The sequence below is a fragment of the Aquicoccus sp. genome, from assembly GCF_041686535.1.
Classification (GTDB): Bacteria; Pseudomonadota; Alphaproteobacteria; order Rhodobacterales; family Rhodobacteraceae; genus Aquicoccus.
Map to the genome: position 1 here is coordinate 1 of NZ_JAWLDS010000043.1, position 23,897 is coordinate 23,897.

Below are 23,897 nucleotides of genomic sequence, written 5' to 3' on the forward strand. Positions count from 1 at the left end.
TGGCCAGCGACCACGCCCCGCGTTGGGTGTTCGTCGATGCCGAGACCGACTGGGCGTCACTGGCGCTCGACGTTGACAACACCACCGTGCCCCGTGGCATGGAAATCGCAAGCCTCGACAGTGACCTCGAGGTGGAGATGACCGGGATCCTGCTGGGCAACATGGCGACGCTCTAGCATCGCACCGGGGCCTGGCGTCGCGCGGCCGGCGCGCGCCGTACCCGAACGGGCGGGATCAGTCGAGAAACGCCTTTTCGACCACGTAATGCTTGGGGTCGGAATTGGCGCCTTCCTCGAGCCCCATCTCTTCGAGCATCGCCTTGAGTTCAAGGTTGAAGGCGAGGTTGCCGCAGATCATCGCGCGGTCGGTCTCGGGCCGGATCGGCTCGACACCGAGATCGGCATAGACATCGCCCGCGCGCAGCAGATCGGTGATGCGCCCCATCCTGGCGCTCTCTTCGCGGGTGGTGGTGGGGTAATACTTGAGCTTTTCGTGGAAGCCCTCGCCGATCAGTTCGGCCAGCATCTCGTCGGAGCGGATATTCTCGATCAACTCCCGCCCGTAATCAAGCTCGCCCGCCTCGCGGCAGGTATGGGTGAGAATGATCTCTTCGTAATCCTCGTAAGTCTGCGGATCGCGCAGGAGCGAGGCGAAAGGCGCGATGCCGGTGCCGGTGGCGAAGAACCAGATGCGTTTGCCCGGCAGGAGCGCGTCATGCACCAGCGTGCCCACGGGTTTGGGGCGCAGGATGATCTGGTCGCCCGGCTCGATATGCTGAAGCCGCGAGGTGAGCGGGCCGTCGGGCACCTTGATCGAATAGAATTCCAGTTCCTCGTCCCAGGACGGCGAGGCGATGGAATAGGCGCGCAGAAGCGGCTTTTCCTTGCCGGTCTTCTCGTCGGTCTGCATCAGCCCGAGCATGACGAACTCACCCGAGCGGAAACGCAGGCTCGCGGGCCGGGTCACGCGAAAGGCAAATAGCCGGTCGGTGTAATGCTTGACGGAGGTCACGGTCTGCGCGTCGGGCAGGGTGGGTGCCTTGGGTGTCTTGGTCGCTTGGGTCTGGGTCACGGGGCTCAACTCGGTCATGATTGTTTGCGGGCAAACGATTTGCCCCTCCATATCAGGTTGTGCGGATTTTTGAAGGTCCATCGTGCCGACGTCCTTGATCTGGCGCAAGTCGGGCGCCTCGGTGGCGGATGTGAATGGCCTGCGAGAACGCGGGGCCGGGGCAGGCGTGGGATTGGTGCCGATCAGGGCATCGCGGCGCGCAGGCGGCCCTGGTGATCATGCGCCTGCCAGTCGGCACGGGCGCGCCACTGGGCCTCGGGCTGGCGGGTGGCGATCTCGGAGGGGATCTCGACCTCGTCAAAGCCGGCGCGCCGCGCCATGGCGTATTGATCGGCGATGAGCGGCCCATGGGCGCGCAGCCTGCCACGATAGCCCAGCAGGCGCAATTGCTGTGCCGTGGTGAAGCCGCGACCATCGGCAAAGCCCGAGAACGCGATGCGGATCATGCCGATCGAAGCGAGGCGGGGGGCAAGGTCGGCGAGGTCGGCCTGCGGGTCGGGATCGAGCCCGGCGCCGTGGTCACCCGCGATCTCGCGGGGGGTGTCGGTGAAGCCATGCGGCCAGTCCTCGGGCACGAAGCCGGTGTCTCGGACAAGGATCGTGGTCATGTCTTTGTCCTTTCTGCGCGGCCATGCACGAAATGGATGCCGCATTCGGTTTTCGCCTGTCCGCGCCAACGCCCGGCGCGGGGGTCTTCACCGGGGTTGACCGTCGTGGTGCAGGGGGCGCAACCGATCGACGCATAGCCGCGCGCGATGAGCGGGTGGCGCGGCAGGGCGTGGGTGTCGAAATAGTCGGCGATGCGGTCGCGTTGCCAGTGCGCCAGCGGGTTGAGCTTGATCCGTCCGGCGTCGGGTTCGACCAGCGGTAGCGTCGCGCGGGTGCCGGACTGGAACCGCTTGCGCCCGGTGATCCAGCCGTCGAAACCCACCAGCGCCTGTTCGAGCGGTGCGGATTTGCGCGCGGCGCAGCAGGCATCGGGGTCGGTGCGGTGCAGATCCGCTGCGACCGGCCCGGGGCGGATATGGTGGATGTTGGTCAGGCCGAGCCGCGTCGCCAGTGCGCGCTGATAGGCGAGCGTTTCTGGAAAGAGCATCTCGGTGTCCAGGAAAAGCACCGGGGTGGCGGCGTCGAGCCGCGCGGCCAGGTGCAAAAGCACCGCGGATTCGGCGCCGAAGGACGAGACCAGCGCGATCCGCCCGAGCGCGCCGGACAGGGCATAGTCGAGCAACTCCTCGGCGGGGCGGATGGCGAAATGGGCATTCAGCACCTCGATGCTGCGCGGGTGGAGAACGCGGGTGCCTCCGGCGGGAGTATCTGGGGCAAGATGAAGCATGGGACATCAGTCCTGGTAGAGGGCGGACTTGAACGGATCGGGGCCGAGGCGCTGATAGGCGGCGAGGAAGCCTTCGTCCTCGTCCTCGCGCAGTTCGAGATAGGCGTCGAGCAGGCGCGCGATGGCCGGAACGATCTCGTCGGCCGAGAAGCCGGGGCCGGTGCGTTCGCCGATGGCCAGCGCATCACCATCGGTGCCGCCCAGCGTGATCTGGTAGGATTCCACGCCGCGCTTGTCGAGCCCGAGTATGCCGATCTGGCCCAGGTGGTGATGGCCGCAGGCGTTGATGCAGCCCGAGATCTTGATCTTGAGCTTCCCCAGATCGGCGTCGAGCCCGGTGCGGTCGAGCATTTCGGAAATCTGTTGTGCCAGCGGGATCGAGCGCGCGGTGGCAAGCGTGCAATAGTCGAGCCCGGGGCAGGCGACGATATCCGAGGCGCGTCCGGCATTGGCGGTCGCCAGACCCTGGGCGAGAAGGCCCTTGTAGAGCTCGGGCAGGACCGCGAGGGGCACATGTGGCAGGATGATGTTCTGCTCGGGGGAAAAGCGCAACTCGCCATAGGCGTGGGCGTCCACCAGGTCGGCCAGCGCGCGCATCTGTGCGGAGGTGATGTCACCGGGGATGCCACCGAACGGTTTGAGCGAGACGGTAACGATGGCATGCCCCGGGGCCTTGTGCGGCGCGGTGTTGGTGTCGGTAAAGCTGCGCAAGCCGGCATCGGCCTCGCGGGCGGCGTGATAGGCTGTGTCGTCCCCCGCGGTGAGCGGGGGCAGGGCGAATTGCCGTTCGAGATCGCGCAACAGCGCCTGGTCCGCCCCGTGAAAGGCGGCGCGGCGGCGCGTGAACTCCGTTTCCGTCAGGCGGCGGATCTCGTCGATGCCGTGTTCGTGAACGGCGATCTTGATCCGCGCCTTGTACTTGTTGTCGCGCCGCCCGAGCATGTTGTAGGTGGCCAGCACAGCCTCGATATAGGGCAGGAGGTCCGCGGCGGGCAGGAACGGGTTCAGGGTCTGGCCCACCATCGGCGTGCGGCCGAGGCCGCCACCAACGAGGATTTCGTAACCGCGCGCCCCGTCCTTTTCTCGAATGCGGATGGCCAGGTCATGCGCCTTGAGCACGGCGCGATCCTCTGCGGCGCCGGAGACCGCGATCTTGAATTTGCGCCCCAGGAACTGGAATTCGGGGTGGTCGGTGGACCACTGGCGGATGAGTTCGGCCACCGGGCGAGGATCGGCGATCTCGTCTTCTGCGGCCCCGGCGAAGGGGTCGGCGGTGACATTGCGGATGGTGTTGCCCGAGGTCTGGATCGCGTGCAGGCCGACGGTGGCGAGGTGATCGAGCATGTCGGGGATGTCGACGAGACGCGGCCAGTTGAACTGCATGTTCTGGCGGGTGGTGAGATGGCCATAGCCGCGATCCCAGCGTTCGGCGATATGCGCCAGCGCGCGCAGCTGGTCGCTTGTCAGGGTGCCATACGGGATGGCGACGCGCAGCATGTAGGCATGGAGTTGCAGGTAGACGCCGTTCATGAGCCGTAGCGGGCGGAACTCCTCCTCGGTGAGCGAGCCGTCGAGGCGTCGGGCGACCTGCTGGCGAAACTGGGCGCTGCGGGTGGCGAGATAACTGTCGAGAGGCATTGGTTGGCTCCGGGGATTATTCGGCGGCAATCGCGGTGGCACCCGATGCGGACTCGGGGCCATAAGTGATGGAGGGACCGGCGGCGCGCATGGCCTCGCGGCGGGTGACCGGGACGGGGCCATTGGCAGTGATCGTGACATCGGCGATGTAGGGGCCGATCACGAGCTGGCTCTGGCATTGCACCTCCGACAGGCGGGCCGCGGCCTCGGCGGCGTCGGTCATGAAGTCGGCTTCGACGATTTCCGGACTCCAGTCGCCACGCGCGGTGAGATAGACGACATCTCCGCTGGTCAGTGCATTGGCGGTGACGATCTTGGACAGGGGATCGGACATGGTGGCCTCCTCTGGGGTCGATTTTCTGTCCTTCATATTAGGAAATTATTCCCATCTCACGCTAGATATGCGAGATAATAAGGACATGTGTTTTGCAAGCGCGTCGGGTTGACGGGTTTGTTCGGGAAATGAGGAGAACTGGGGAATGGCGACCCGGCTGGACGAACTGGACAGGAAAATCCTTGTCGAACTGCAACGCGACGCGGGGCAGTCTCTGGATGAGATCGCACGGCGCGTGGGCTCTTCCAAGACACCGGTCTGGAACCGGGTGAAAAAGATGCGCGAGGGCGGGGTGATTCGTCAGCAGACCGTTCTGCTCGATGCCGAGGCGCTGGGTTTCGAGGCTTGCTTCTTCGTGCTGATCCGTACCAGCGAGCACGAGGCGGAATGGCAGGCGGCATTCCTCAAGGCGCTGCGCGACCGGCCCGAGGTGCAGGAGGCACATCGGCTGGCGGGCGACATCGACTACATCCTCAAGGTGCGCGTGCAGAATGCGCGCGCCTATGATGCCTTCTACCAGGCGCTGATCTCCGAGGTGAAGGTTCACAACGTGACCGCGCTCCTGAGCATGGAAGAGATCAAATCGACGGTGGCGTTGCCGTTGTGAGGGTGGAAGGTCGTCGCGTGCGGTGTCCGGGTCTGCCGGGGCGATCGTCGGCCGTCACGCGCGGTCGCTGCGGCATCAAGCGTATCCGGACCCATCTTCCGGTCACGCCCCGCACTTTTGCGCTGCGTGGGCGAAACTGACGCGGAAATCGTTTTGCGGTTCGGTGTGCAAGGCCATATTCTCATCCGCGAATAGGAAGGGGAGCGCCTGATGGAACCGATCGTGCTGACCACGGAGATGATGGTTGTGCTCGGGGTCCTGGTGCTGACGGTCACGCTCTTCGTGACCGAGGTCTTTCGCATCGACGTCACCGCGATCCTCATGTTGGTACTTCTGGGCATGTTGAGCCAGATTCCCGGGCTTGAGGAACTGGCCGATGAGCAGCATCTTTTCGCGGGTTTCTCATCCAACGCGGTCATTTCGATCATCGCGGTGATGATCATCGGGGCCGGGCTCGACCGGACCGGGCTGATGGGCAAGGTGGCGGGCGTGATCCTGCGCTATGGCGGGCGCACCGAGGCGCGGATCATCCCGATCATTTCGGCCACGGTGGGCGTGATCTCGTCCTTCATGCAGAACGTCGGCTCGGCGGCGCTGTTTCTGCCTGTGGTCAGCCGGATCTCGGTGCGCACCGGGCTTCCTCTGTCGCGGTTGCTGATGCCGATGGGGTTTTGCGCCATCCTTGGTGGAACGATGACGCTTGTCGGGTCGTCACCCCTGATCCTTTTGAATGACCTGATCCTGAGCGCCAACGAGACCCTGCCGGACACGCAGCAGATGGAGCGTTTCGGCCTGTTTTCGGTCACGCCCGTGGGCCTCGCCCTCGTGGCGACCGGGGTGCTTTATTTCATGATCTTCGGGCGCTGGGTTCTGCCCAGCAGGAGCGCCAGCGATGACCGCACCTCGGGGCAGGCGATGGGCGCGTATCTCAAGCAGACCTATGGGCTCAAGTCGGACATTGTCGAGGTGGTGGTGCCGGCCGGGAACCTGCTCGAGGGACAGGCATTTCGCGACATCATGCTGGCGCACAACCTCTATATCATCGGTTCCTATCATGCCGGGCGGCGCTGGATGACGCCGCCGGTGGCCACGAAGATCCAGACGCCGTGCCGTCTTGCCATACTCGGCCGCCGCCGGGTGATCGAGGAGGTGGCAGGATGGTACGGGCTCGAAGTGCTCGACGATCTCGATGTCTTTGCCGAGGATTTCGCCCCGACCGTCACCGGGGTGGGCGAGGTCGTCGTGCCACCGGGCAGCCCGGTGATCGGCAAGACCCCGCTGGAACTTGCGCTGCGGCGGACCTATGGCCTGTCGCTCCTGGCGGTGCACCGGCAGGGCCAGACGCTCTCGCTGGTCGAGACCCGTGACCACGAGGCCGACGATATCCTGAACGTGCGCCTGCAGGAGGGCGACACGCTGGCGGTGTTCACAGCATGGGACACGCTGTCGCGGTTGTCGCGGGGGCGTGACTTCGTCGTGGTCACATCGGATTTCCCGCGCGAGGAACTGCGCCCGCAGAAGGTGGGATGGGCGCTGTTCTTTTTCCTCGTGGCGCTGATCCTGGTCATCTTCAGCGATGTGCGGCTGTCGCTGGCGCTGCTTGTGGGGGCGGCCGGGATGATCGCGTCGCGGGTGCTGCGCATCGACGAGGCCTATGCGGCGGTCAGTTGGCAGACCGTGTTCCTGCTGGCCAGTCTCATTCCGCTGGGCCACGCGGTGCAGGCGACGGGAACCGCCGACTGGATCGCGCATCACGTGCTGCGGCTTCTGGAGGGCTGGCCGGTCTGGGCCTTGCAGGTCGGGATCGCGATCCTGGCCACGGTGTTCACGCTGGTCATGTCGAACGTGGGGGCGACGGTTCTGCTGGTGCCGCTGGCCGTGTCGATCGCGCTTGCGGCGGGGGGCGATCCGGCGATCTTCGCGCTGACGGTGGCGATCTCGACCTCGAATTCCTTCCTGATCCCCACGCATCAGGTCAACGCGTTGATCATGGGGCCGGCGGGTTACAAGGTGGCCGATTTCCTGCGCTCGGGCGGGGTGATGACGGTTCTGTTCCTGATCGTGTCGATGGTGGTCCTGAACCTGCTTTACTGACCCGCGACCGGCCTGCGTGGCAGACGGTTTTCCGGTGCGAAATCGTCGCGCGTCAGGGCTGTGGCACGATCAGAACCAGCCCGTCGAGATCGTCGTCGGCCTCGATCTGGCAACTGAGCCGCGAGCTGGCGCGGCGCTCGGCCTCGGCCACGTCGAGCATTGCATCCTCGAAATCATCCGCGGCGCCCGTCCGGTCGAGCCAGGCTTCGTCGACATAGACATGGCAGGTCGCACAGGATAGCGTGCCGCCGCATTCGCCGATGATCCCGGGCACGTTGTTGTCAACGGCCGCCTGCATCATCGAGGTGCCGGTCTCGACCTCGGCGGTCTTTTCGCCGCCGTCGGGCAGTTTCCAGGTGACTTTCATGTATCCTCCCTTGGCTCAGACGAAATAGACATAGAAATCCCGCAGCGCGTCGCCTTCGAGATCCTTGGTCTTTTTCACTTCCTTTTCCTTCATGTAGATGTGGTTGTCGCACAAGAGCGGCCCCACCGCGGCACAAAGCGCGCTGTCGGCCTTGAGATCGGCAATGGCGCCCTTGAGGTCGATTGCGGTGCTTTCCTTGGCATCGGTGTTGTCGAACCCGTCGCCGGTTTCGATCGGCGGCAGGTCATATCCGTTTTCCACTCCCAGCCGCGCGGCCTGAAGCACGGCCGCGGTGGCGGTATATGGGTTGGCGCTGGCATCGGCCATGCGATGTTCGAGCCGCGCCTTTGCGCCACCTTCGGAGGATATGCGCGTGGTGACGTTACGGTGATCGCCGCCCCAGTTCTGCCAGAACCCCGAGAGCGAGCCGGGTTGCAGCCGCTGATAGGAATTCGCCGTCGGCGCGATCAGGCCCGCCAGCCCCTTGTGGTGATGCAGAAGACCGGCAAGGCAACCGCGCGCCAGGTCGTTCATGTGCTCGGGCCCGCCGCGCGGACCGGAGGAGAGCGCGTTGCCGCCATCCACTTCGGTGAAGGAAAAGTTGACATGCATGCCCGAGCCACCCGCCTCGGCGATGGGCTTGGGCATGAAGCTCAGGACCACCCCGTGTTCGAGCGCGATCTCGCGCGCCATCAGGCGAAACAGCACGATATCGTCCACCGCCTTGACCGCGTCGTCAAAGGTCAGCACGAATTCGAATTGCGGGCTGTCGAACTCGGCGGTGATCATCTCGAGGTGAAAGCCCATCTGCTCGGACATGTCCCAGATCGCATCGTTGAAGCGCAGCGGGTCGGTCATCGGCCCGGTGCCATAGACCACGCCGCCGGGCGCGTCGTAAGGGACGAGGCGACCGTCTTCGTCGGCTTGCAGTGCAAAGCATTCCAGCTCGATTCCGACCTTGGGGGTGAGCCCGCGCTTGCGCCAGTCGGCCACCGCGCGCTTGAGTGCACCGCGTGGACACAAGGGCAGCGGTTTGCCCGCGTCGTCGTAGAGATCGCCGATCACGATCTGCGTGCGTTCGTCCCAGCTTTGGCGGATCTCGTCATGGCGCCAGCGCAGCTCCATGTCGGGCAGGCCCTCCATCATCATCGCGCCCGGCGCGTCGAGCAGATCCTTGTCGTAATGCACGCCGAAGGTCGAGCGGCAGAACCGCGTGCCGGAATCGGCTATTTTCGTGTGTGGCAGGTATTTGCCCCGGATGATCGAAAGGTGGTCGCAGAATATAGCGCGCAGGCGGTCTTGCATGGTGGTCTCCCTGGTCTGGCCTGCCTTTTTACGCGCGGGCGATCCGCACCGGCAGTTTCTTGATCCCGCCCACGAAATTCGAGCGGAGGAATTCGTGGTCGCCGTCAGCCTGAACCGATTTGATGCGTTTGGCCAGTTCCTGGAACAGCACCCGCACCTCGAGCCGTGCCAGCCACATGCCCAGGCAGACATGCGGCCCCCCTTGGCCGAAGCTCAGGTGCTTGTTGGGGCTGCGAAACAGATTGACGCGGAACGGTTCGTCGAACGCCGCCTCGTCGCGATTGGCCGAGGACCACCAGAACAGCACCTTGTCGCCTTCCCTGATCTTTTTTCCATGGACTTCATGGTCTTGCATCGCCGTGCGGCGGAAATAGAGCGCGGGCGTGGCCCAGCGGATGATCTCGTCGGGCGCCGTGTCCCAGATGTCGCCGCCCGCCTGCATCTGTCCTAGGAGTTCTGGCTGATGGCACATCGCCTGGATACCCGCCGCGATCGAATAGCGGGTGGTGTCGTTGCCCGCCGCCACCAGCAGGCAGAAGAAATTGCGAAACTCCTCTTCGGTGATCACGCTGCCATCCCTCGCGGGCTGGCGGATCATGTGCAGCACGCCCGAGGTGTCGCCCGAGGCGTCCCTCTCGGCCATGAGTGTCTTGGCATATTGAAAAAGCTCGGCGCCCGCGGGCGAGTTGAACGGCATCATGCGAAACTCGTCCGTGGTCATCTGATCGAGCACGTGATCGGTAAAATCCGGATCGGTGTTGGCAATGAGCGCGTCGCCCTTTTCCACCAGCCAGGGCAGATCCTCGTCGGGCAGGCCAAGGATGCGGCCCAGCATTCGCATCGGCAGTTGCCGGGCAATCTCTTTCGTTGCGTCGAAGCTGTCCTGGGCGAGCGCCTGGTCAAGGATTTCGTCACAGAGTTTGCGGATATCCTCTTCGAAAGCGGCGATCACGGGTTTCGAGAACGCCTTGGCCACCTTGATCCGGGTCATCATGTGCTCGGGTGGATCGGTCTCCTGAAAGGTGCGGCGGGCGAGGTATTCCTCATAGCTCTGATCCTCCATCCGGATGCCGCGGGCCGAGGAAAAGACGGCCGTGTTGCGGTTCATCTCGGCGATGTCGGCATTGCGGGTGATCGACCAGAAATCCTCGCCCTGGTCATAGGGGGTCCAGTGCACCGGGTCGTCACGGCGCAGGCGGGCGAAGGTGTTGTGCGGTGCGCCCTTGGCAAAGCTGTCGTGGCTGGTCAGGTCGGCATAGCCGTCATCGGTGGGGGTCCAGATGGTCATTTTTCGGCGCCTCCCGCTATGGATTCGTGTTGTTGTGTTGTTAAGTATATTGTAGGAAGCAATAAATATGCAAAGGAATTCGACCATGCGCATCGCGATCCTGATGACGAATACCGACGAAAGCGATTTTGCCCATCGCTGGCCCAGGGATGGCGAGAAGTTTCCGGCGATGATGCGGCGGGTCAGGCCGGGCTGGGCGTTCGTGGTCTGCCCGGTCAAGGACGGGGTGTTTCCCGAGACGCTTGAGGGCATCGACGGGGTGATGATCACCGGCTCGCCCGCCTCGGTCAACTCGGGCGCGGAGTGGGTTGCCCGGCTCGAAGCGCTGGTACGCGAAATCGTCGCGGCGGGCATCCCGCTGTTCGGGGCCTGTTTCGGGCACCAGGTCATCGCCACGGCCCTCGGCGGCGGGGTGGGGCCGAACCCGGATGGCTGGGTGTTCGGGCAAGTCGAGGCGGAGTTCACTGACGGGCGCAAAATGCCGATCTACTCCAGCCATTCCGAGCAGGTTCTGCGATTGCCCGAAGGGGCAGAGGTGATCGCCACTGGCCCGGGCTGTCCGGTGGCGGGATTCGTGATCGGCGATGGCGTCATGACGACGCAATACCACCCCGAGATGGAGCCGGACTTCGTTGCCGCGCTGATCGAGGAACTGGCCGAAGAGCTTGGCCCCGAGATCACGGCGCGGGCGCGCGCGTCGCTGGGCACACCACCCGACATGGCCGGAACGGCCGAGTGGATTGCAAGGTTCCTTGAGAAAAAACAAGTAGATGCCGCGTGAACGTCAGGAGAGCGCGGCAAGCAGGTCCATCGCGGTCACGTGGTCGAAGCTGACATGGCGGGCCATGGACTCTTCGGCTTCACCCGCGCGGCGGTCGGCGATCAGCGTGGCAATCTCGCGGTGTTCGCGCGCCGATGTCTCGATGACCCCGGCATAGTGATAGCGCGCCCGGTAATAGGCCATGAGCTTGCGCGCGTTGGTCTTGATCATGTCGAGCAGAAACGGGTTTCCCGCCGCTTCGGCCACGCTGCGGTGAAAGTCGAGATTGAGTTGATAATAGTGATCGGGCTGCGCGTCGCCATGGGTGGTGGCGTGGGCCTCGCAGGCGGCGGTCGCGGCCTCCACCGCGCGGGCATGGGAGCGCGAGAGACGCCGGGCCGCCAGCCCCGCCGCCTGGCCTTCGAGCTTGGAATGAACCTCGAGAATGGCGAGGAATTCTTCGAGCGTCGGGCGAAAGACGGTGGCGCCCTTGCGCGGGTGGCGGGTGATGAGTCCGGCGGTTTCGAGCTGGATCATCGCCTCGCGGACCGGGGTGCGCGAAACGCCGTGGGCATCGGTCAGGGACTGTTCGTCGATCGTGTCGCCCGGGTTGAGGGCGCCCCTGTCGATGTCCGCAAGAACGGCGGCGATGATGGTTTCGGTCTGGCCTGCCATGCGGATTCTGAGCCTTTTCGCGCGAAAGATTTCGGCCAGTCTAGGCTTTTACGTATATTTATGGAAGGGCTGCGCGCGGTGGGGTTAACGCCGCCGCGTCGGCGCCGGACAGGGGGGTGACATGCGTATGACTCCCGGCTGCCGCGCGGCTGTCAGGCGATGCACGCCAAAGGGATGACGCCAGGGGTTAATGCAGCGCGCGCCGCTCAACCCCTCGCGCGCCATCGGGCGATGGTTTCGCGCGCGGTTCTGACCAGCATCAGCACGTCGATCCCCACGGCAAGGAACTGTGCCCCCCATTCGGCATATTGCCGGGCCACGTCATCATTGACGGCAAGGATGCCGGGCGCCTTGTCCGAAGCCTTGATCCGGGCCAGGCCGGCGCGGATCGCCTCCTGCACCTCGGGGGCGTTGGCATCGCCCAGGTGGCCCATGTCGGCGGCAAGGTCCGAAGGGCCGATGAATACGCCGTCCACGCCCTCGACCTGGAGGATCGCATCGAGGTTTTCCATGCCCTTCACGGTTTCGACCTGCACCAGCAGGCACATCTGCGCATTGGCGGTGGGGATGTAATCGGCAATGTCCGAAAAGCGCGAGGCCCGCGCCAGGGCCGCGCCCGAGCCGCGAATGCCCTCGGGCGGATAGCGCATGGCGCGGACGAGATCATGGGCCTGTTCGGCTGTTTCGACCATCGGGATCAGGAGGGTCTGCGCGCCCGTGTCGAGCACCTGCTTGATCAGCCAGTCATTGCCCACCGGCAGGCGCACCACGCCTTCGGAATGCTTGCCGTCGAGCACCTGAAGCTGATGCATGACGGTTTGCAGGTCGTTGGGCGCGTGTTCGCCGTCGATCACCAGCCAGTCGAACTCGGCGGTGGCCAGCATCTCGGTCGCGTAAGGATCGGCAAACCCGGCCCAGCAGCCATATTGAACCTTGCCCTCTTTCAGGGCGGCCTTGAAGCGGTTGATAGGGGCGGGCATGGTTACTCCTTCAGTGTGGCGGCGATCTCGGTAATCACGTCATAGGCGGTGGCGATGTCATCCTCGGTCGCGTCGAACTGCCCGGCCTGGAAGCGGATGACGAGCGCGTCGCCCGTGCGCGTCTGGGTCAGGTAGATGCGGCCATCGTCGTTGATCGCATTCACAAGCGCAAGGTTGTGCGCGTCCGCGTCGCGCGTGCCCTCGGACGCATGGCGGAAGGTGAAAAGCGACAGCACCGGCTCGGTTACGATCTCGAAGCCGGGGGTGGCGCGCAGCCGTTCACAAAGCGCCTCGGACCAGGCGACATGGTCGCGGATACGCATCCGCAGGCCCGAAAGGCCATAGGCGCGGATCAGGAACCAGAGCTTCAGCGCGCGGAAGCGCCGACCGAGCGGCACCGACCATTCGGAATAGTTGATGATGCCGTCGGCCCCGTGGGTCTTGAGGTATTCGGGCTGGATCGCCAGCGTGCGGGTCAGATCCTCGGGCGATTTCACGTAATGCGCCGAGAGGTCGAACTGCGTGCCCAGCCATTTATGGGGGTTGAGGACCACGCTGTCGGCGCGCTCCACCCCGGCCCAGAGGGGGCGGAACTCGGGCGCGATCATCGCCGCCCCGGCCCAGGCCGCATCGACATGGATGAAAAGCCCGTGTTCCTCGGCCACGTCACAGGTGGCGGCGATGTCGTCACAGGCGCCCGTGCCGGTGCCGCCGGTGCAGGCGATGATACCCGCGGGGCGGAATCCGGCGGCGAGATCGGCGCGGATCGCCGCGTCGAGCGCATCAACTTCCATCGCGCGCAAAGGCCCGCGCGTGGGGATGCGCACGAGGTTCTCCTGCCCGATACCGGAAATCCAGATCGCGCGGTCGATCGAGCTGTGCACCTCGGCGCTGGCATAGACGCGCAGCCGGGGCTGGCCGGACAGGCCCTCTTGATTGCCCTGCCAGCCAAGCGCGCGTTCGCGCAGGGTCAGCATCGCGGCCAGCGTGGCCGAGGAGGCGCTGTCCTGGATCACGCCGTGGAAATCGTCGGGCAGTGCAATGGCCTGGCGCAGCCAGTCCATCATCCGGGTTTCCATCTCGGTCGCCGCCGGTGAGGTCTGCCACAACATGCATTGCGGGGCCATGACGGTGACGATCTGGTCGGCCAGAACGGATGCGGGGGCGGCGTTCGACGGGAAATAGGCGAAGAAGCGCGGATGCTGCCAATGGGTCATGCCGGGCATGACGATGCGTTCGAAATCGGCGATCACGTCGTCCAGCGGTTGCGGCTCTTCCGGTGGCTGTTCGGCGAGCTGCGCGGCGATATCGCCGGGCTTGGTCTGCGCGCGCACCGGCCGGTCGCGCAGCCCCGCGTGATAGCGCGCCGCCCAGTCCCCCAGCCACGTGCCCCATTTCGGAAAGTCGCTCCAGCGCATCCGGCCCTCCGCATTTCAGTTAATGTGTTAACTTTATCACCGGGGCATATCCCCGGCAAGCCAGAGCAGGGCATGATGCGGGGCAAATGTCAAAAGCGGGCTCTTGCCTGATCGACGTCGCCCCCGCCCGGGGCAGGCGCTGCCCGATGGTGGGCACCGGTTGCCTTCGGACAGGTGCTCAGCCCTTGGCTCTGGCCGCCGTGATCGCCTGGGTCAGCGCCTCGCGGTCGCCGATATGGTTGGCCAGCACGAGGATCAGGCGCGCGTTGAGCGCGTCGCTTTCCTCCTTGGTCAGGCCCTCATGCGCGGCCAGCAGGTCGGCATAGAAATCGTCGGGCGTGTCGATATTGGGGGTCAGGATCAGTTCGGCCATTCTCACTCACTCCTGTCCGGTGGCGCGGCGGACCGCGGCGCGGAAGATGTTCTCGTTCCAGCTTTCGCGGCGGGCCGCGACATGCTGATCGGGGCGGATGAGATAGACCGCCGAAGCTGCGACGCCAAGATAGCGCTGCTTGAGCGCGAGGGTCTTGTCGTCCTTGACCGAGAGCGCCAGCCGCTCGACCTCGATGCCCGCCTCTTCGAAATGATCGGGCGCCTCGGCGTCGATGGTCAGCAGCGTGAACTTGCCGGCAAGTTTCGGCAGCAGGAACCCGTCACCCAGCGGCGCATCGGGGCAGGGCGCGCCGGGGCGGGTGCGCGCGGGCCCGTCTTCGAGCGCATCGGCGGTGTTGAGCGGCGAGCCGTCATAGGTGCAGGGCACGGAAAGACGCCCCGAATTCACCAGGGGCCGCGCGAATTCATGCTCTTCGGCCAGGTCCAGCACCGCGTCGCGCAGGATGCGGCTCATCTCGGATTTGGGGGTGATGAAATCGGTCGAGCGGGTCGAGTTGAGGATGTTCTCGTCGGCGCCGTGGATGCGCTCGGCGTCGTAGCTGTCGAGCAGGGCGTCGGGCGCCTTGCCCTGCATCACCAGCTTGAGTTTCCAGACCAGGTTGTCGCTGTCCTGAACCCCGGAATTGGCCCCGCGCGCGCCGAAGGGCGAGACCTGGTGCGCGGCGTCACCGGCAAAGATCACCCGGCCGTGGCGGAATTTTTCCATCCGGCGGCACTGGAAGGTGTAGATGCTCACCCATTCCAGCTCGAACTCGACGTCCTCGCCCAGCATCGCCTTGAGCCGGGGGATGACGTTCTCGGGCTTCTTTTCCTCTTCCTTGTCGATGTCCCAACCGAGTTGCAGGTCGATCCGCCAGACACCATCGGGCTGCTTGTGCAAAAGCGCCGACTGGCCGCGGTTGAAGGGCGGGTCGAACCAGAACCAGCGTTCGGTGGGGAAATCGGCCTCCATCACCACGTCGGCGATGAGGAAATTGTCCTCGAAGACGCGACCGACGAAATCGAGCCCCAGCATCCGGCGGGTGGGCGATCCGGCCCCGTCACAGGCGATGAGCCAGTCGGCCTCGAGCGTATAGGCGCCTTCGGGGGTCGCCACCTCGAGCTTGACGTGATCGTCATGGGTGCCGATCGCTTCGACCTTGTTCTGGCCGCGGATCTCGATCGGCTTGCCCGCGTCCTGCAATTCGCGGACGCGGTTCACGAGGTATTCCTCGAAATAATACTGTTGCAGGTTGATGAAGGCGGGAAATTCGTGGCCTTCCTCGGGCAGGAGGTTGAATTCATAGACCTTGCGGGTGTCGAAAAAGACCTTGCCCACATCCCATTTCACGCCCTTTTCCACCATCTCGTGGCCACAGCCGAGGCGGTCGAGAATCTCCAGCGGGCGCTTGGCGAAACAGATCGCGCGGGAGCCGAACGAGACCTTGTCATTGTCGTCGAGCACCACGACGGGCACGTCGTCCTGGGCAAGGTCGATCGCCGCGGCAAGGCCCACGGGCCCCGCGCCGATCACCACGACCGGGTGGCGCACGGGCGCGGGCGCATCCTGATCGGGCGAGCGTTCATAGGGATAAAGGGGCACTTCGAAGATCTTGTTCATCGGGTCTCCTCCAAGGGCGGGTGGGCTTGGTTGCTCGTAGTCCAACCTGAGAACAAGCACTCTGGAAGGTGCGTATTCCAGTAGTTAACAACATTGTTCACTTGGTCTCTAGGGTAATTCGGGCCTGCACATGATTGAAGATCGCGTAGTGTCGCGGCCCGCTTCTTCAAGTCTGCTTCGATCTTCGTGGTGATCGAGGAGTAATTGATCGTTTCTTCTACTTGCCAGCTTTTCGGCAGGAAGTGTCCAGCGTCCTTTGCAGAGGGTACGGGGCGGTTCTCAGGGATGAAGCCGTAGAGCAGATACGCGGCAAAGCGTAATGCGGACTTCACCTCGGGAACCGTATCTGTAAAGGTTTTCAAAGGTGTTGGTACGAGCACCATATTGGCCGCACAGGTGAAATAACGTGGGTCATTGACCTCCGAATAGTCACTTTGGAATGACTCGTCGTCATTGCCCCAGATGTGGCAACAGGCCCAGTTCGGGCGTGTGCGCGCATTTCGTCCTGCGATTCCCAGGTATCGGTTCTGCGCCTTGCTTGCGGCTACATTCCCTTCGCGCTTGGGCTCGCCCTTGTTGGATTGTCGTGTCGTCCAATCGCTCTTGTATAGTGGGGCCTTGCGGTAGGTGTATGGAGCCCAAACAGGCAATCTTCGGAAGCAGACGGGATCTATCCATATTGTGCACGCCGCCAAGAGTTGGGCGATCAACTCGGGCTCAGCCTTGCTTTTGAAGAAATCGATCCCATCGCCTAGCCGCATCGCTTTCAGCCCTGCAACGCGTCCCACATTTCCAGGTCGCGCTCGGCGGTCCAGATGCGCGGCGTGTCCAGCCCGCGCGCCTCGTCATAGGCGCGGGCCACGTTGAAGGGCAGGCAGTGCTCGTAGATCGCGTATTCGCTGAACTTTGGGTCGCATTCGGCGCGCACCGCGTCCCATGCCTCCTTGAGGCTGCCACCGCGTGCGGCGACGCGGGCGGCGGGCTTGTAGGTGCTTTCGACGAAATCGCGGGTGTTCTCGATGGCGGCATTGACCATCTCGCGCCCGACAAGCGCGTCACCCCGCCCCGGCGCGATGGCATCGACATCGAACCACTTGATCGCGTCGAGCGTGTCGCCCCAATCGGAGAAATGCCCGTCGCCGCAATAGCAGGCGGAATGGTATTCGACGATATCGCCGGTGAACATCACGTTCTGATCCGGCACGTGGATCACCGCGTCACCTGCCGTGTGGGCGCGGCCCAGGTGCATGATGTCCACCCGGCGATTGCCCAGGTAGACGGTCATCGCGTCTGAGAAGGTGGTGGTGGGCCAGGTCAGGCCCGGGATGCTCTCATGGCCCTCGAAGAGGCGCGGGAAGCGCTGGAACTCGCTGTCCCAGTCTTCCTGGCCGCGCTCGACCACCATGGCGCGGGCGGCATCCGACATGATGATCTGCCCTGCATCGTAGGCGCTGGCACCCAGCACGCGCACGGCGTGGTAATGGGTCAGCACGAGGTGGCTGATCGGCTTGTCGGTCACTTCGCGGACCTTCTCGATCACCTTGTGCGCGAGGCGCGGCGTGGCCTGCGCCTCGACGATCATCACGCTGTCGTCGCCGATGATCACGCCGGAATTTGGGTCGCCCTCGGCGGTGAAGGCGTAAAGGCCCTCGCCGATCTCGTCGAAGGTGATGGTTTTCTCGGTCATGTCGCCTTGGGATGCGAATGCTTTGGCCATGGGTGCGGTTCCTTTTCGCGTTCCGCCGTGGATGGGTTGGATGTCTCCGGCGGGAGTATTCGGGGCAAGATGAAGGGTTCAGCGTTTGTAAGGGTCTTCGAGCGCGGGCAGGATCGTGCCGGTGCATTCGCCGAAACCGATGGTGTAGCCATCGCCATGGGCGGCGCCCCAGAGCGTGAGCGTGTCGCCGTCCTCGAGGAAGCTGCGGGTTTCGCCGCTGTCGAGGGTGATCGGCTCTTTCCCGCCCCAGCTGAGTTCGAGCAGCGAGCCGCGCTCGGGCTTGGTTGGTCCCGAGATCGTGCCCGAGCCCAGAAGGTCGCCCGGTGTCATCGGGCAGCCGCTGGTCGAATGATGCGCCAGTTGCTGGGCCGAGGAATAGTAGATCTCGCGGTAATTGGTGCGCGTGATCTCGGTCGCAGGCTTGCCCTTGGGGGCGAGGCGCACCGCAAGGTCGATGTCATAGAGCATCGGCCCGGTGTCCTTGAGATGGTCGAGAAGCTCGACCTCGCGTTCGGGCGTGGCACAGCGGAACGGATCGAGCGCCGCGGCGGTCACGATCCATGGGCTGATGCTGGTCGCCGTGGCCTTGGCCTGGAACGGACCCAGCGGCTGGTATTCCCAGGCCTGGATGTCGCGCGCGGACCAGTCGTTCAGGAGCACGTAGCCGAAGATCATCTCGAACGCCTCGTCCACCGTGACGGGGCCGTCCGAGGGCTGGCCGACGATGGCGCCCATTTCCAGTTCGAGATCGAAGCGGCGGCAGGGCAGGAAGGCGGGCTTGTCGTGATCGGGAGATTTGAGCTGCCCCCAGGGTCGGCGCACATCCGTGCCCGAGACCACCACCGAAGAGGCGCGCCCGTTATAGCCGATGGGAATGTGCAGCCAGTTGGGCGGCAGCGCATTTTCCGCGCCCCGGAACATGGTGCCCACGTTCACCGCGTGATGCTTGCCGGCATAGAAGTCGGTGAATTCCGCCACGAGGAAGGGCAGGTGCATCTCGACCTCCGATTGCGGCACGAGAAGCGGCTCGGCGCGCTCGCGGTCGGGGCTGCCCTCGGCGAGGATCTGGGTGATGCGCTCGCGCAGGGCGGCCCAGAGCTGGGGGCCTTCCTCCATCACCTCGTTCCAGAACGGCACGTCGAAGAGCGGCGTGTCGGTGAGCGAGACGAGCCCCGCCTCCTCGGCACGGCGCATGTCGAGGATCATGTCGCCGATGGCCACGCCACAGCGCGGATCGAACGTGTCGGTCGAAAAGACGCCGTAGGGCAGGTTGTTGAGCGGAAAAGGGTGTTTCGGGTCGTTGGCCGAGGCCACCCAGGATTTGAGAAGCGTCATGGTGCGTCCTTTGTCGGGCATGGTGGGTTGCCGCCCACCCTACGGATTTGCGCAGGGGGGCGACACCCGTGATCGACATCATTTCTTGCCGGGCGTGCCGTCGAATTTCTTTTCGAGATCGGTCCAGCAGTCGATGTAATCGTCCTGCAACGGCGCCTCGTTGGCGGCAAAGCCGGTCAGGTGCTGGGGAAAGCGCGTCTCGAACATGAACGACATGGTGTTGTCGAGCTTGTCCGGCCCGAGATTGGCGTTCGACGCGCCCTCGAAGGCAGTCTTGTCCGGCCCGTGCGGCAGCATCATGTTGTGCAGGCTCATCCCCCCCGGAACGAAGCCCTGCGGCTTGGCGTCATACTGGCCATGGATGTTGCCCATCAGCTCGGACATGATGTTCTTGTGATACCACGGCGGGCGGAACGTGTCCTCGGCCACCATCCAGCGTTCGCGGAAGAGCACGAAGTCGATATTCGCGGTCCCCGGCACGCCCGACGGCGCGGTGAGCACCGTAAAGATCGACGGGTCGGGGTGGTCAAAGAGGATCGCGCCGACCGGGCAATAGGTGGAAAGGTCATACTTGTAGGGCGCGTAATTGCCGTGCCAGGCCACCACGTCGAGCGGGCTTTGCCCGATCTGCGTCTCGTGGAACTGTCCGCACCACTTGATGGTCAGGGTCGAGGGCGTCTCGCGATCCTCGAACGCGGCCACCGGCGCCTTGAAATCGCGCGGGTTGGCCAGCGCGTTGGCCCCGATCGGGCCGCGGCCCGGAAGCTCGAATTTCTGGCCGTAATTCTCGCACACGAAGCCGCGCGCCGGGCCTTCGAGCAATTCGACCCGGTAGACGAGGCCACGCGGTATGATGGCGATCTCGCGCGGTTCGATGTCGATGATGCCAAGCTCGGTGGCAAAGCGCAGCCGGCCCTCCTGCGGCACCACCAGGAGTTCGGAATCGGCCGAGTAGAAATAGGCGTCCTTCATCGATTCGGTGACGAGATAGATATGGCTGGCCATGCCGACCTGCGTGTTCACGTCACCTGCCGTGGTCATCGTGCGCATGCCGGTGAGCCAGGTCAGCGTCTCGCCCGAATGCGGCACCGGATCCCAGCGATACTGGCCAAGGCTCGCGACCTCGGGGTCGACATGCGGCGCCGTTTTCCAATAGGGCAGGTCGATGCGCGAGTAGCGATGCGAATGCTTGACGCTGGGCCGGATGCGATAGGTCCAGGTGCGTTCCGGCGGATGGGCGGTGAAGGCGGTGCCCGAAAGCTGTTCGCCATAAAGACCGTAGTTGCATTTCTGCGGGCTGTTCATACCCTGTGGCAGCGCGCCGGGAAGCGCCTCGGTCTCGAAATCATTGCCGAAACCGGGCATGTAGCCCTCGTGCGGGCCGGGCACCGACGGCGCCTGGGTCATGTGATGGGGAAAGGATTGTTTGTTCATTGGGCGTCTCCTTTGTGGTTGCGCTGTTAACAGTTGATTTTGTAACTAACAACGGCAGGAGGGGTTCGTCGTGAGCATAGCAGATGATTTCGATTTACAGAATTTCCTGCCTTATCTTTTGAACCAGGCGGCGGAAGAAAGCTCATTGCGGTTCCAGCAGATCTACAAGGATCGCTACGGCATGTTGCGCACCGAGTGGCGGGTGCTGTTTCATCTTGGAATATATGGGAAAATGACCGCCAAGGAAATCGGGGAGCGTTCGAAGATGCACAAGACCAAGATCAGCCGCGCGGTGGCCAAACTGGCCGAGCGGCGGTTCCTGACGCGCCAGCGCGACGGGGCGGACCGGCGGCTGGAATATCTCGAACTCACCGAGGCGGGGCGGCGTGCCTATCGCGACCTGCGGCAGGTGGCGATGGAATATGATTCGGCGCTGGCGGCGCGATTTTCGGATGCCGACATGGCAACACTCAGACGGATGCTGCGCGCGCTGGCAAGCGGTGCGGCATGAGCGACCAGGTCAAGGGGCTTTTGATCACCACGCTGGCTGTCCTGATGGTGGTGCCCGATTCGATCTTCGTGCGGCTGATCGAGGCCGACGCGCTGGTCATCGCGTTCTGGCGCGGGCTGGGGGCGGGAGGGCTGATCCTCGTGGGCGTGCTGGCCTGGCAGGGCACCGCGCCCTATCGCCTGCTGCCCGGCACCGGTGCCTATGGCGCGGTCTATATCGTGGCCGTGGGCGGGGCCGGGGTGCTCTTTCCACTGGCGGTGAGCCTCACATCGGTGGCCAACGTGGTCTTTATCATCGCCGCCCTGCCGGTCTTTGCCGCGATCTTTTCCTGGCTCTTCATGGGCGAACGGGTATCGCGGCGGATGGTGCTGACGATGATCGCGGTGGCGGTCGGGCTGGCGATTCTGGCCTATGGTTCGGACGAGACGCAGGGCGCGCACTGGACCGGCGACCTGACCGCGCTGGGCGTGGCGGCGCTCTTCGGCGCCGGTCTGACGGCGGCGCGCAAGGTGCGGCGCGTGTCGATGGTGGCTGCGGTGCCAATAGGCTATATCGGCGCCTCGATGCTCCTGTGGCCCTTCATCGCCCCGATGAGCATTCCGGGCGACAGCTGGCACCTCGTGGCCTTCCACGGCGCCTTCATCGCGGGCAGTTCGATGGGCCTCGCGCTTGGTCCGCGCTATATCCCCTCGGCCGAGGTCGGGCTGCTGATCCTGCTCGAATCGGTGCTGGCGCCGTTGCTGGCCTGGTGGATTCTGGGCGAAGACCCGGGCACCTATGCGCTCATCGGCGGGGCGGTGGTGATCGGCGCCCTGGCGCTTTCCAACGCGGTGGCGCTGGCGCGGCGGAGGGGGTGACTGGAGCCATTATGGACGGCCTCAAGGTCGATTGGATAGCTTGATGAATGGGAGAACAGGGCAAGCATGATGAACGCTGCATCTGATGCCGAACGTTTGGAGGCTGCTATTCAGAGCGTGTATGAAGCACGGCTTCGGCGTTACCCCGATGGTGCGTTTGGTTGGCGTCTGCTCTACAGCCCACGCCGCGTTCTTTCTGGAGCGCGCGTTGCCTTTATCGGCTTGAACCCCGGCGGCAGGTGTGTCGATCCAACGCACGGCGAGTTCTCAGCTGAGGCAGGGTCTGCGTATCGCAAGGAAGTTTAAAACTGGGGGCGAAGCAGTTCCCTGCAAGATCAGGTTATGGCGCTTTTCAACAGGCTCGACGTGGAGCCAGAAGACGTTCTGGCGGGAAATCTCATCCCGTTTCGGTCCCCAAGCGAAGATAGCCTGCTGGGCTCTTCCGAAGCGATTGCATTCGGTGGAAATCTCTGGACGGAAATCCTCGACAAGGCTTGTCCAAGTGTCGTGGTGTCAATGGGGGCACGACAAATCGTGAAATTTCAAGATTGCTTATGGTTCGCGATACCAGAACCTACCCAATAGGTTGGGGAAACTACACTGCTTCCAGGGGAAATTTTGCAGGCGGAACATGGATTGGCCTGCCCCACCTTTCTCGTTTCACCATCATGAAAAGAAGTGCAAGTCAGGCGGCGCTGAACGAGTTGTTCAAAGATCTGTACTGATCGCCTCGTCCCGCATAGCCCACCTGACAGTCCCTCCCGCCCGGAACAGCGGCGAAGCCGCCCGGGCAGCACAGGGCCGCCCCCCGGCCGGGTGCTTTTGATAGGGTGCGCGCCGGTCTGGGCGAGGGATGACGTTGCGAGATTAACTGCTCGGCGCTGATGTTGTGAGCACCCGACCGCGGCCATGTGCTGCCCTCTGTGGCGCTATGTTGCCAAGGCTCGGAAAGTACCGACCAGCGACATCCCACCACCTTCAGAAATCCACCTCGACGCCGGGCAGGTTCAGTGACTTCATCATGTCGCGCAACTCCTGCCGTGCGGCGATGTTCGAAATGTTCAACTGCTTGACCCCGATATCCTTGAGATCGAGGAGCGTCAGCCCGCGGGGGAACAACTCGCGAAAGATCACCCGCTCGTGAAAGCCGGGCGCGATGCGGAACCCGATGCGTTTCGACAGCCGCTCCAGCGCCTTTTCCATCTTTTCCTTGTTGACCATCCGCTGTGCGCCCAGCCGGTTGCGCATCACCACCCAGTCGATCGGCTTGAGCCCCGCCTGCGCGCGCAGCTGCCGCGCCGACCAGACCATTTCGGAATAGACCGACGGGCCGAGGATCTTGACACCGTCATTGTCGATATGGGCGAGAAGGTCATAGTCGATGAAACTGTCATTGAGCGGCGTGATCAGCGTATCGGCCAGGCTGTGCGCGACCTGGCTCAGCCTCGTGTGCGAGCCGGGACAGTCGATCAGGATGAAATCGCTGTCGGGTTCGAGCGTGGCCACCGCGGCCGAAAGCCGGTGGTCATAGATGTTTTCGCCGGGTTGGAGGCCCGCCTTGTCGATCTCGGGCAGGTCATGATAGCTCGCCCCCGGCAGATCGAGGCCCGAGGCTTCGGTAAAGCGGTGGCGGTTGTCCATGTACCGGCCCAGGGTGCGCTGGCGCAGGTCGAGGTCGAGCACCGAGACCTTGTGCCCGAGCCGCGCCAGCGCCGTGGCGACATGCATCGACACGGTCGATTTGCCCGCGCCGCCCTTTTCGTTTCCGACAACGATGATATGTGCCATTGCCCGTCTCGCCCCTTGCCTGGCGCCCGGCTTGCCGCCGCGTTTCGCCTTGTTGCACACACTATATGTTGTAGGACGTGATTTGGAAAGCGGAAGAAGCATCGCGCCAATGCGGGCTTGGCAGGGCTGCGCGCGGCGTTTAGGGTATGTCGCGCAAACGGCCCCGGAGGAGGGTCGAAAACAGGGAGAATGCACATGAGATACATGAGAACGGCCGCCGTGGCGGCCCTGACGCTCGGCTTTGCCGGTGAGGCGATCGCGACCGAATGGAACGTCTCGGTCTGGGGCAAGCGCCGCGCTTTCACCGAACATGTCGAGAAGCTGGCCGAACTGGTCGCCGAGAAGACCGACGGCGAATTCACCATGAACATCAGCTATGGCGGCCTGTC

23 protein-coding genes and 1 pseudogene are annotated in these 23,897 nt (G+C 64.0%); 6 read left to right on the forward strand and 18 right to left on the reverse strand.

Features of this window, described 5'->3' with window-relative positions; all coding sequences use genetic code 11:
* Positions 1–234: 234 nt before the first annotated feature.
* The 5 genes from ACESL9_RS10350 to ACESL9_RS10370 all read right to left on the reverse strand — a co-directional run bounded on the left by ACESL9_RS10350 (position 235) and on the right by ACESL9_RS10370 (position 4,379).
* On the reverse strand, positions 235–1,089 hold the full coding sequence (locus ACESL9_RS10350) for a ferredoxin--NADP reductase (protein ID WP_372615024.1): 855 nt from the start codon (positions 1,087–1,089) through the stop codon (positions 235–237).
* A 164-nt stretch (positions 1,090–1,253) separates the two neighbouring features.
* Positions 1,254–1,679 (reverse strand): DUF934 domain-containing protein, encoded by a 426-nt coding sequence (locus tag ACESL9_RS10355; RefSeq protein ID WP_372674796.1) that lies wholly within the window; start codon positions 1,677–1,679, stop codon positions 1,254–1,256.
* Complete coding sequence (locus ACESL9_RS10360; RefSeq protein ID WP_372615026.1) at positions 1,676–2,407, reverse strand: phosphoadenylyl-sulfate reductase; 732 nt, start codon at positions 2,405–2,407, stop codon at positions 1,676–1,678. Before ACESL9_RS10360 ends, ACESL9_RS10355 begins: the two co-directional genes overlap by 4 nt.
* A 6-nt stretch (positions 2,408–2,413) precedes the next feature.
* Complete coding sequence (locus ACESL9_RS10365; protein ID WP_372615027.1) at positions 2,414–4,045, reverse strand: nitrite/sulfite reductase; 1,632 nt, start codon at positions 4,043–4,045, stop codon at positions 2,414–2,416.
* Between the two features lie 16 nt (positions 4,046–4,061).
* Positions 4,062–4,379, reverse strand: coding sequence for a DUF2849 domain-containing protein (locus ACESL9_RS10370; RefSeq protein ID WP_372615028.1), 318 nt, complete (start codon positions 4,377–4,379; stop codon positions 4,062–4,064).
* A gap of 145 nt (positions 4,380–4,524) precedes the next feature.
* Between ACESL9_RS10370 and ACESL9_RS10375 the strand changes: the two genes are divergently transcribed.
* A complete protein-coding gene (locus tag ACESL9_RS10375) occupies positions 4,525–4,986 on the forward strand; it encodes an Lrp/AsnC family transcriptional regulator (protein ID WP_372615029.1) in 462 nt (153 codons plus the stop codon).
* 210 nt (positions 4,987–5,196) lie between these two features.
* Complete coding sequence (locus ACESL9_RS10380; protein ID WP_372615030.1) at positions 5,197–7,080, forward strand: SLC13 family permease; 1,884 nt, start codon at positions 5,197–5,199, stop codon at positions 7,078–7,080.
* A 52-nt stretch (positions 7,081–7,132) separates the two neighbouring features.
* Here ACESL9_RS10380 and ACESL9_RS10385 read toward each other — a convergent pair whose 3' ends face one another.
* Genes ACESL9_RS10385 through ACESL9_RS10395 form a run of 3 tightly spaced genes read right to left on the reverse strand, consistent with a single transcriptional unit; the run spans position 7,133 to position 10,040 of the window.
* Positions 7,133–7,447: a 2Fe-2S iron-sulfur cluster-binding protein gene (locus ACESL9_RS10385; RefSeq protein WP_372615031.1), complete on the reverse strand. Its 315-nt coding sequence runs from the start codon at positions 7,445–7,447 to the stop codon at positions 7,133–7,135.
* Positions 7,448–7,462: 15 nt separating this feature from the next.
* Complete coding sequence (locus ACESL9_RS10390) at positions 7,463–8,752, reverse strand: glutamine synthetase (RefSeq protein WP_372615032.1); 1,290 nt, start codon at positions 8,750–8,752, stop codon at positions 7,463–7,465.
* Positions 8,753–8,780: 28 nt separating this feature from the next.
* Positions 8,781–10,040, reverse strand: coding sequence for a cytochrome P450 (locus ACESL9_RS10395; RefSeq protein ID WP_372615033.1), 1,260 nt, complete (start codon positions 10,038–10,040; stop codon positions 8,781–8,783).
* Positions 10,041–10,125: 85 nt separating this feature from the next.
* Here ACESL9_RS10395 and ACESL9_RS10400 point away from each other — a divergent pair, with 85 nt between their 5' ends.
* Positions 10,126–10,821, forward strand: a complete 696-nt coding sequence (locus ACESL9_RS10400; RefSeq protein ID WP_372674797.1) for a type 1 glutamine amidotransferase — start codon at positions 10,126–10,128, stop codon at positions 10,819–10,821.
* 3 nt (positions 10,822–10,824) lie between these two features.
* Here ACESL9_RS10400 and ACESL9_RS10405 read toward each other — a convergent pair whose 3' ends face one another.
* From ACESL9_RS10405 to hmgA, 9 genes are all read right to left on the reverse strand, one after another.
* Positions 10,825–11,475 (reverse strand): GntR family transcriptional regulator, encoded by a 651-nt coding sequence (locus ACESL9_RS10405; protein ID WP_372615035.1) that lies wholly within the window; start codon positions 11,473–11,475, stop codon positions 10,825–10,827.
* 206 nt (positions 11,476–11,681) lie between these two features.
* A complete protein-coding gene (locus tag ACESL9_RS10410) occupies positions 11,682–12,455 on the reverse strand; it encodes an aldolase/citrate lyase family protein (RefSeq protein ID WP_372615036.1) in 774 nt (257 codons plus the stop codon).
* A 2-nt stretch (positions 12,456–12,457) separates the two neighbouring features.
* Entirely contained in the window at positions 12,458–13,873 is a 1,416-nt protein-coding gene (locus tag ACESL9_RS10415) for a pyridoxal phosphate-dependent decarboxylase family protein (protein WP_372615037.1), read from the reverse strand.
* A gap of 178 nt (positions 13,874–14,051) precedes the next feature.
* On the reverse strand, positions 14,052–14,246 hold the full coding sequence (locus tag ACESL9_RS10420) for a DUF2783 domain-containing protein (protein ID WP_372615038.1): 195 nt from the start codon (positions 14,244–14,246) through the stop codon (positions 14,052–14,054).
* Positions 14,247–14,252: 6 nt separating this feature from the next.
* The gene (locus ACESL9_RS10425; protein WP_372615039.1) at positions 14,253–15,866 is read right to left on the reverse strand and encodes an FAD-dependent oxidoreductase; all 1,614 of its coding nucleotides are present in this window, start codon (positions 15,864–15,866) and stop codon (positions 14,253–14,255) included.
* Positions 15,863–16,627, reverse strand: coding sequence for a hypothetical protein (locus tag ACESL9_RS10430; RefSeq protein WP_372615040.1), 765 nt, complete (start codon positions 16,625–16,627; stop codon positions 15,863–15,865). Before ACESL9_RS10430 ends, ACESL9_RS10425 begins: the two co-directional genes overlap by 4 nt.
* A 5-nt stretch (positions 16,628–16,632) precedes the next feature.
* Entirely contained in the window at positions 16,633–17,583 is a 951-nt protein-coding gene (locus ACESL9_RS10435) for an MBL fold metallo-hydrolase (protein ID WP_372615041.1), read from the reverse strand.
* A 78-nt stretch (positions 17,584–17,661) separates the two neighbouring features.
* Positions 17,662–18,918 (reverse strand): fumarylacetoacetase, encoded by a 1,257-nt coding sequence (gene fahA / locus ACESL9_RS10440; RefSeq protein WP_372615042.1) that lies wholly within the window; start codon positions 18,916–18,918, stop codon positions 17,662–17,664.
* A gap of 78 nt (positions 18,919–18,996) precedes the next feature.
* A complete protein-coding gene (gene hmgA / locus ACESL9_RS10445; RefSeq protein ID WP_372615043.1) occupies positions 18,997–20,352 on the reverse strand; it encodes a homogentisate 1,2-dioxygenase in 1,356 nt (451 codons plus the stop codon).
* A gap of 70 nt (positions 20,353–20,422) precedes the next feature.
* On the opposite strand from hmgA, the gene ACESL9_RS10450 reads away from it, so the two are divergent.
* Positions 20,423–20,863, forward strand: a complete 441-nt coding sequence (locus tag ACESL9_RS10450; protein ID WP_372674798.1) for a MarR family winged helix-turn-helix transcriptional regulator — start codon at positions 20,423–20,425, stop codon at positions 20,861–20,863.
* The gene (locus ACESL9_RS10455; protein ID WP_372615045.1) at positions 20,860–21,720 is read left to right on the forward strand and encodes a DMT family transporter; all 861 of its coding nucleotides are present in this window, start codon (positions 20,860–20,862) and stop codon (positions 21,718–21,720) included. The genes ACESL9_RS10450 and ACESL9_RS10455 overlap by 4 nt, the downstream gene beginning before the upstream one ends.
* A 978-nt stretch (positions 21,721–22,698) precedes the next feature.
* On the opposite strand, the gene ACESL9_RS10460 is transcribed toward ACESL9_RS10455, so the two are convergent.
* Positions 22,699–23,508, reverse strand: coding sequence for a division plane positioning ATPase MipZ (locus ACESL9_RS10460; RefSeq protein ID WP_372614748.1), 810 nt, complete (start codon positions 23,506–23,508; stop codon positions 22,699–22,701).
* Between the two features lie 195 nt (positions 23,509–23,703).
* On the opposite strand from ACESL9_RS10460, the pseudogene ACESL9_RS10465 reads away from it, so the two are divergent.
* A pseudogene (locus tag ACESL9_RS10465) lies at positions 23,704–23,897 on the forward strand (C4-dicarboxylate ABC transporter substrate-binding protein); the annotation flags it as partial.

Coding starts and splice junctions, on each gene's coding strand:
- fahA (WP_372615042.1), bottom strand. CDS start 18,918: ATGACGCTTCTCAAATCCTGGGTGGCCTCGGCCAACGACCCGAAACAC.
- ACESL9_RS10360 (WP_372615026.1), bottom strand. CDS start 2,407: ATGCTTCATCTTGCCCCAGATACTCCCGCCGGAGGCACCCGCGTTCTC.
- ACESL9_RS10350 (WP_372615024.1), bottom strand. CDS start 1,089: ATGACCGAGTTGAGCCCCGTGACCCAGACCCAAGCGACCAAGACACCC.
- ACESL9_RS10425 (WP_372615039.1), bottom strand. CDS start 15,866: ATGAACAAGATCTTCGAAGTGCCCCTTTATCCCTATGAACGCTCGCCC.
- ACESL9_RS10455 (WP_372615045.1), top strand. CDS start 20,860: ATGAGCGACCAGGTCAAGGGGCTTTTGATCACCACGCTGGCTGTCCTG.
- ACESL9_RS10380 (WP_372615030.1), top strand. CDS start 5,197: ATGGAACCGATCGTGCTGACCACGGAGATGATGGTTGTGCTCGGGGTC.
- ACESL9_RS10415 (WP_372615037.1), bottom strand. CDS start 13,873: ATGCGCTGGAGCGACTTTCCGAAATGGGGCACGTGGCTGGGGGACTGG.
- ACESL9_RS10405 (WP_372615035.1), bottom strand. CDS start 11,475: ATGGCAGGCCAGACCGAAACCATCATCGCCGCCGTTCTTGCGGACATC.
- ACESL9_RS10410 (WP_372615036.1), bottom strand. CDS start 12,455: ATGCCCGCCCCTATCAACCGCTTCAAGGCCGCCCTGAAAGAGGGCAAG.
- ACESL9_RS10460 (WP_372614748.1), bottom strand. CDS start 23,508: ATGGCACATATCATCGTTGTCGGAAACGAAAAGGGCGGCGCGGGCAAA.
- ACESL9_RS10435 (WP_372615041.1), bottom strand. CDS start 17,583: ATGGCCAAAGCATTCGCATCCCAAGGCGACATGACCGAGAAAACCATC.
- ACESL9_RS10400 (WP_372674797.1), top strand. CDS start 10,126: ATGCGCATCGCGATCCTGATGACGAATACCGACGAAAGCGATTTTGCC.
- ACESL9_RS10375 (WP_372615029.1), top strand. CDS start 4,525: ATGGCGACCCGGCTGGACGAACTGGACAGGAAAATCCTTGTCGAACTG.
- ACESL9_RS10395 (WP_372615033.1), bottom strand. CDS start 10,040: ATGACCATCTGGACCCCCACCGATGACGGCTATGCCGACCTGACCAGC.
- ACESL9_RS10370 (WP_372615028.1), bottom strand. CDS start 4,379: ATGTCCGATCCCCTGTCCAAGATCGTCACCGCCAATGCACTGACCAGC.
- ACESL9_RS10420 (WP_372615038.1), bottom strand. CDS start 14,246: ATGGCCGAACTGATCCTGACCCCCAATATCGACACGCCCGACGATTTC.
- ACESL9_RS10430 (WP_372615040.1), bottom strand. CDS start 16,627: ATGCGGCTAGGCGATGGGATCGATTTCTTCAAAAGCAAGGCTGAGCCC.
- ACESL9_RS10365 (WP_372615027.1), bottom strand. CDS start 4,045: ATGCCTCTCGACAGTTATCTCGCCACCCGCAGCGCCCAGTTTCGCCAG.
- hmgA (WP_372615043.1), bottom strand. CDS start 20,352: ATGAACAAACAATCCTTTCCCCATCACATGACCCAGGCGCCGTCGGTG.
- ACESL9_RS10355 (WP_372674796.1), bottom strand. CDS start 1,679: ATGACCACGATCCTTGTCCGAGACACCGGCTTCGTGCCCGAGGACTGG.
- ACESL9_RS10390 (WP_372615032.1), bottom strand. CDS start 8,752: ATGCAAGACCGCCTGCGCGCTATATTCTGCGACCACCTTTCGATCATC.
- ACESL9_RS10385 (WP_372615031.1), bottom strand. CDS start 7,447: ATGAAAGTCACCTGGAAACTGCCCGACGGCGGCGAAAAGACCGCCGAG.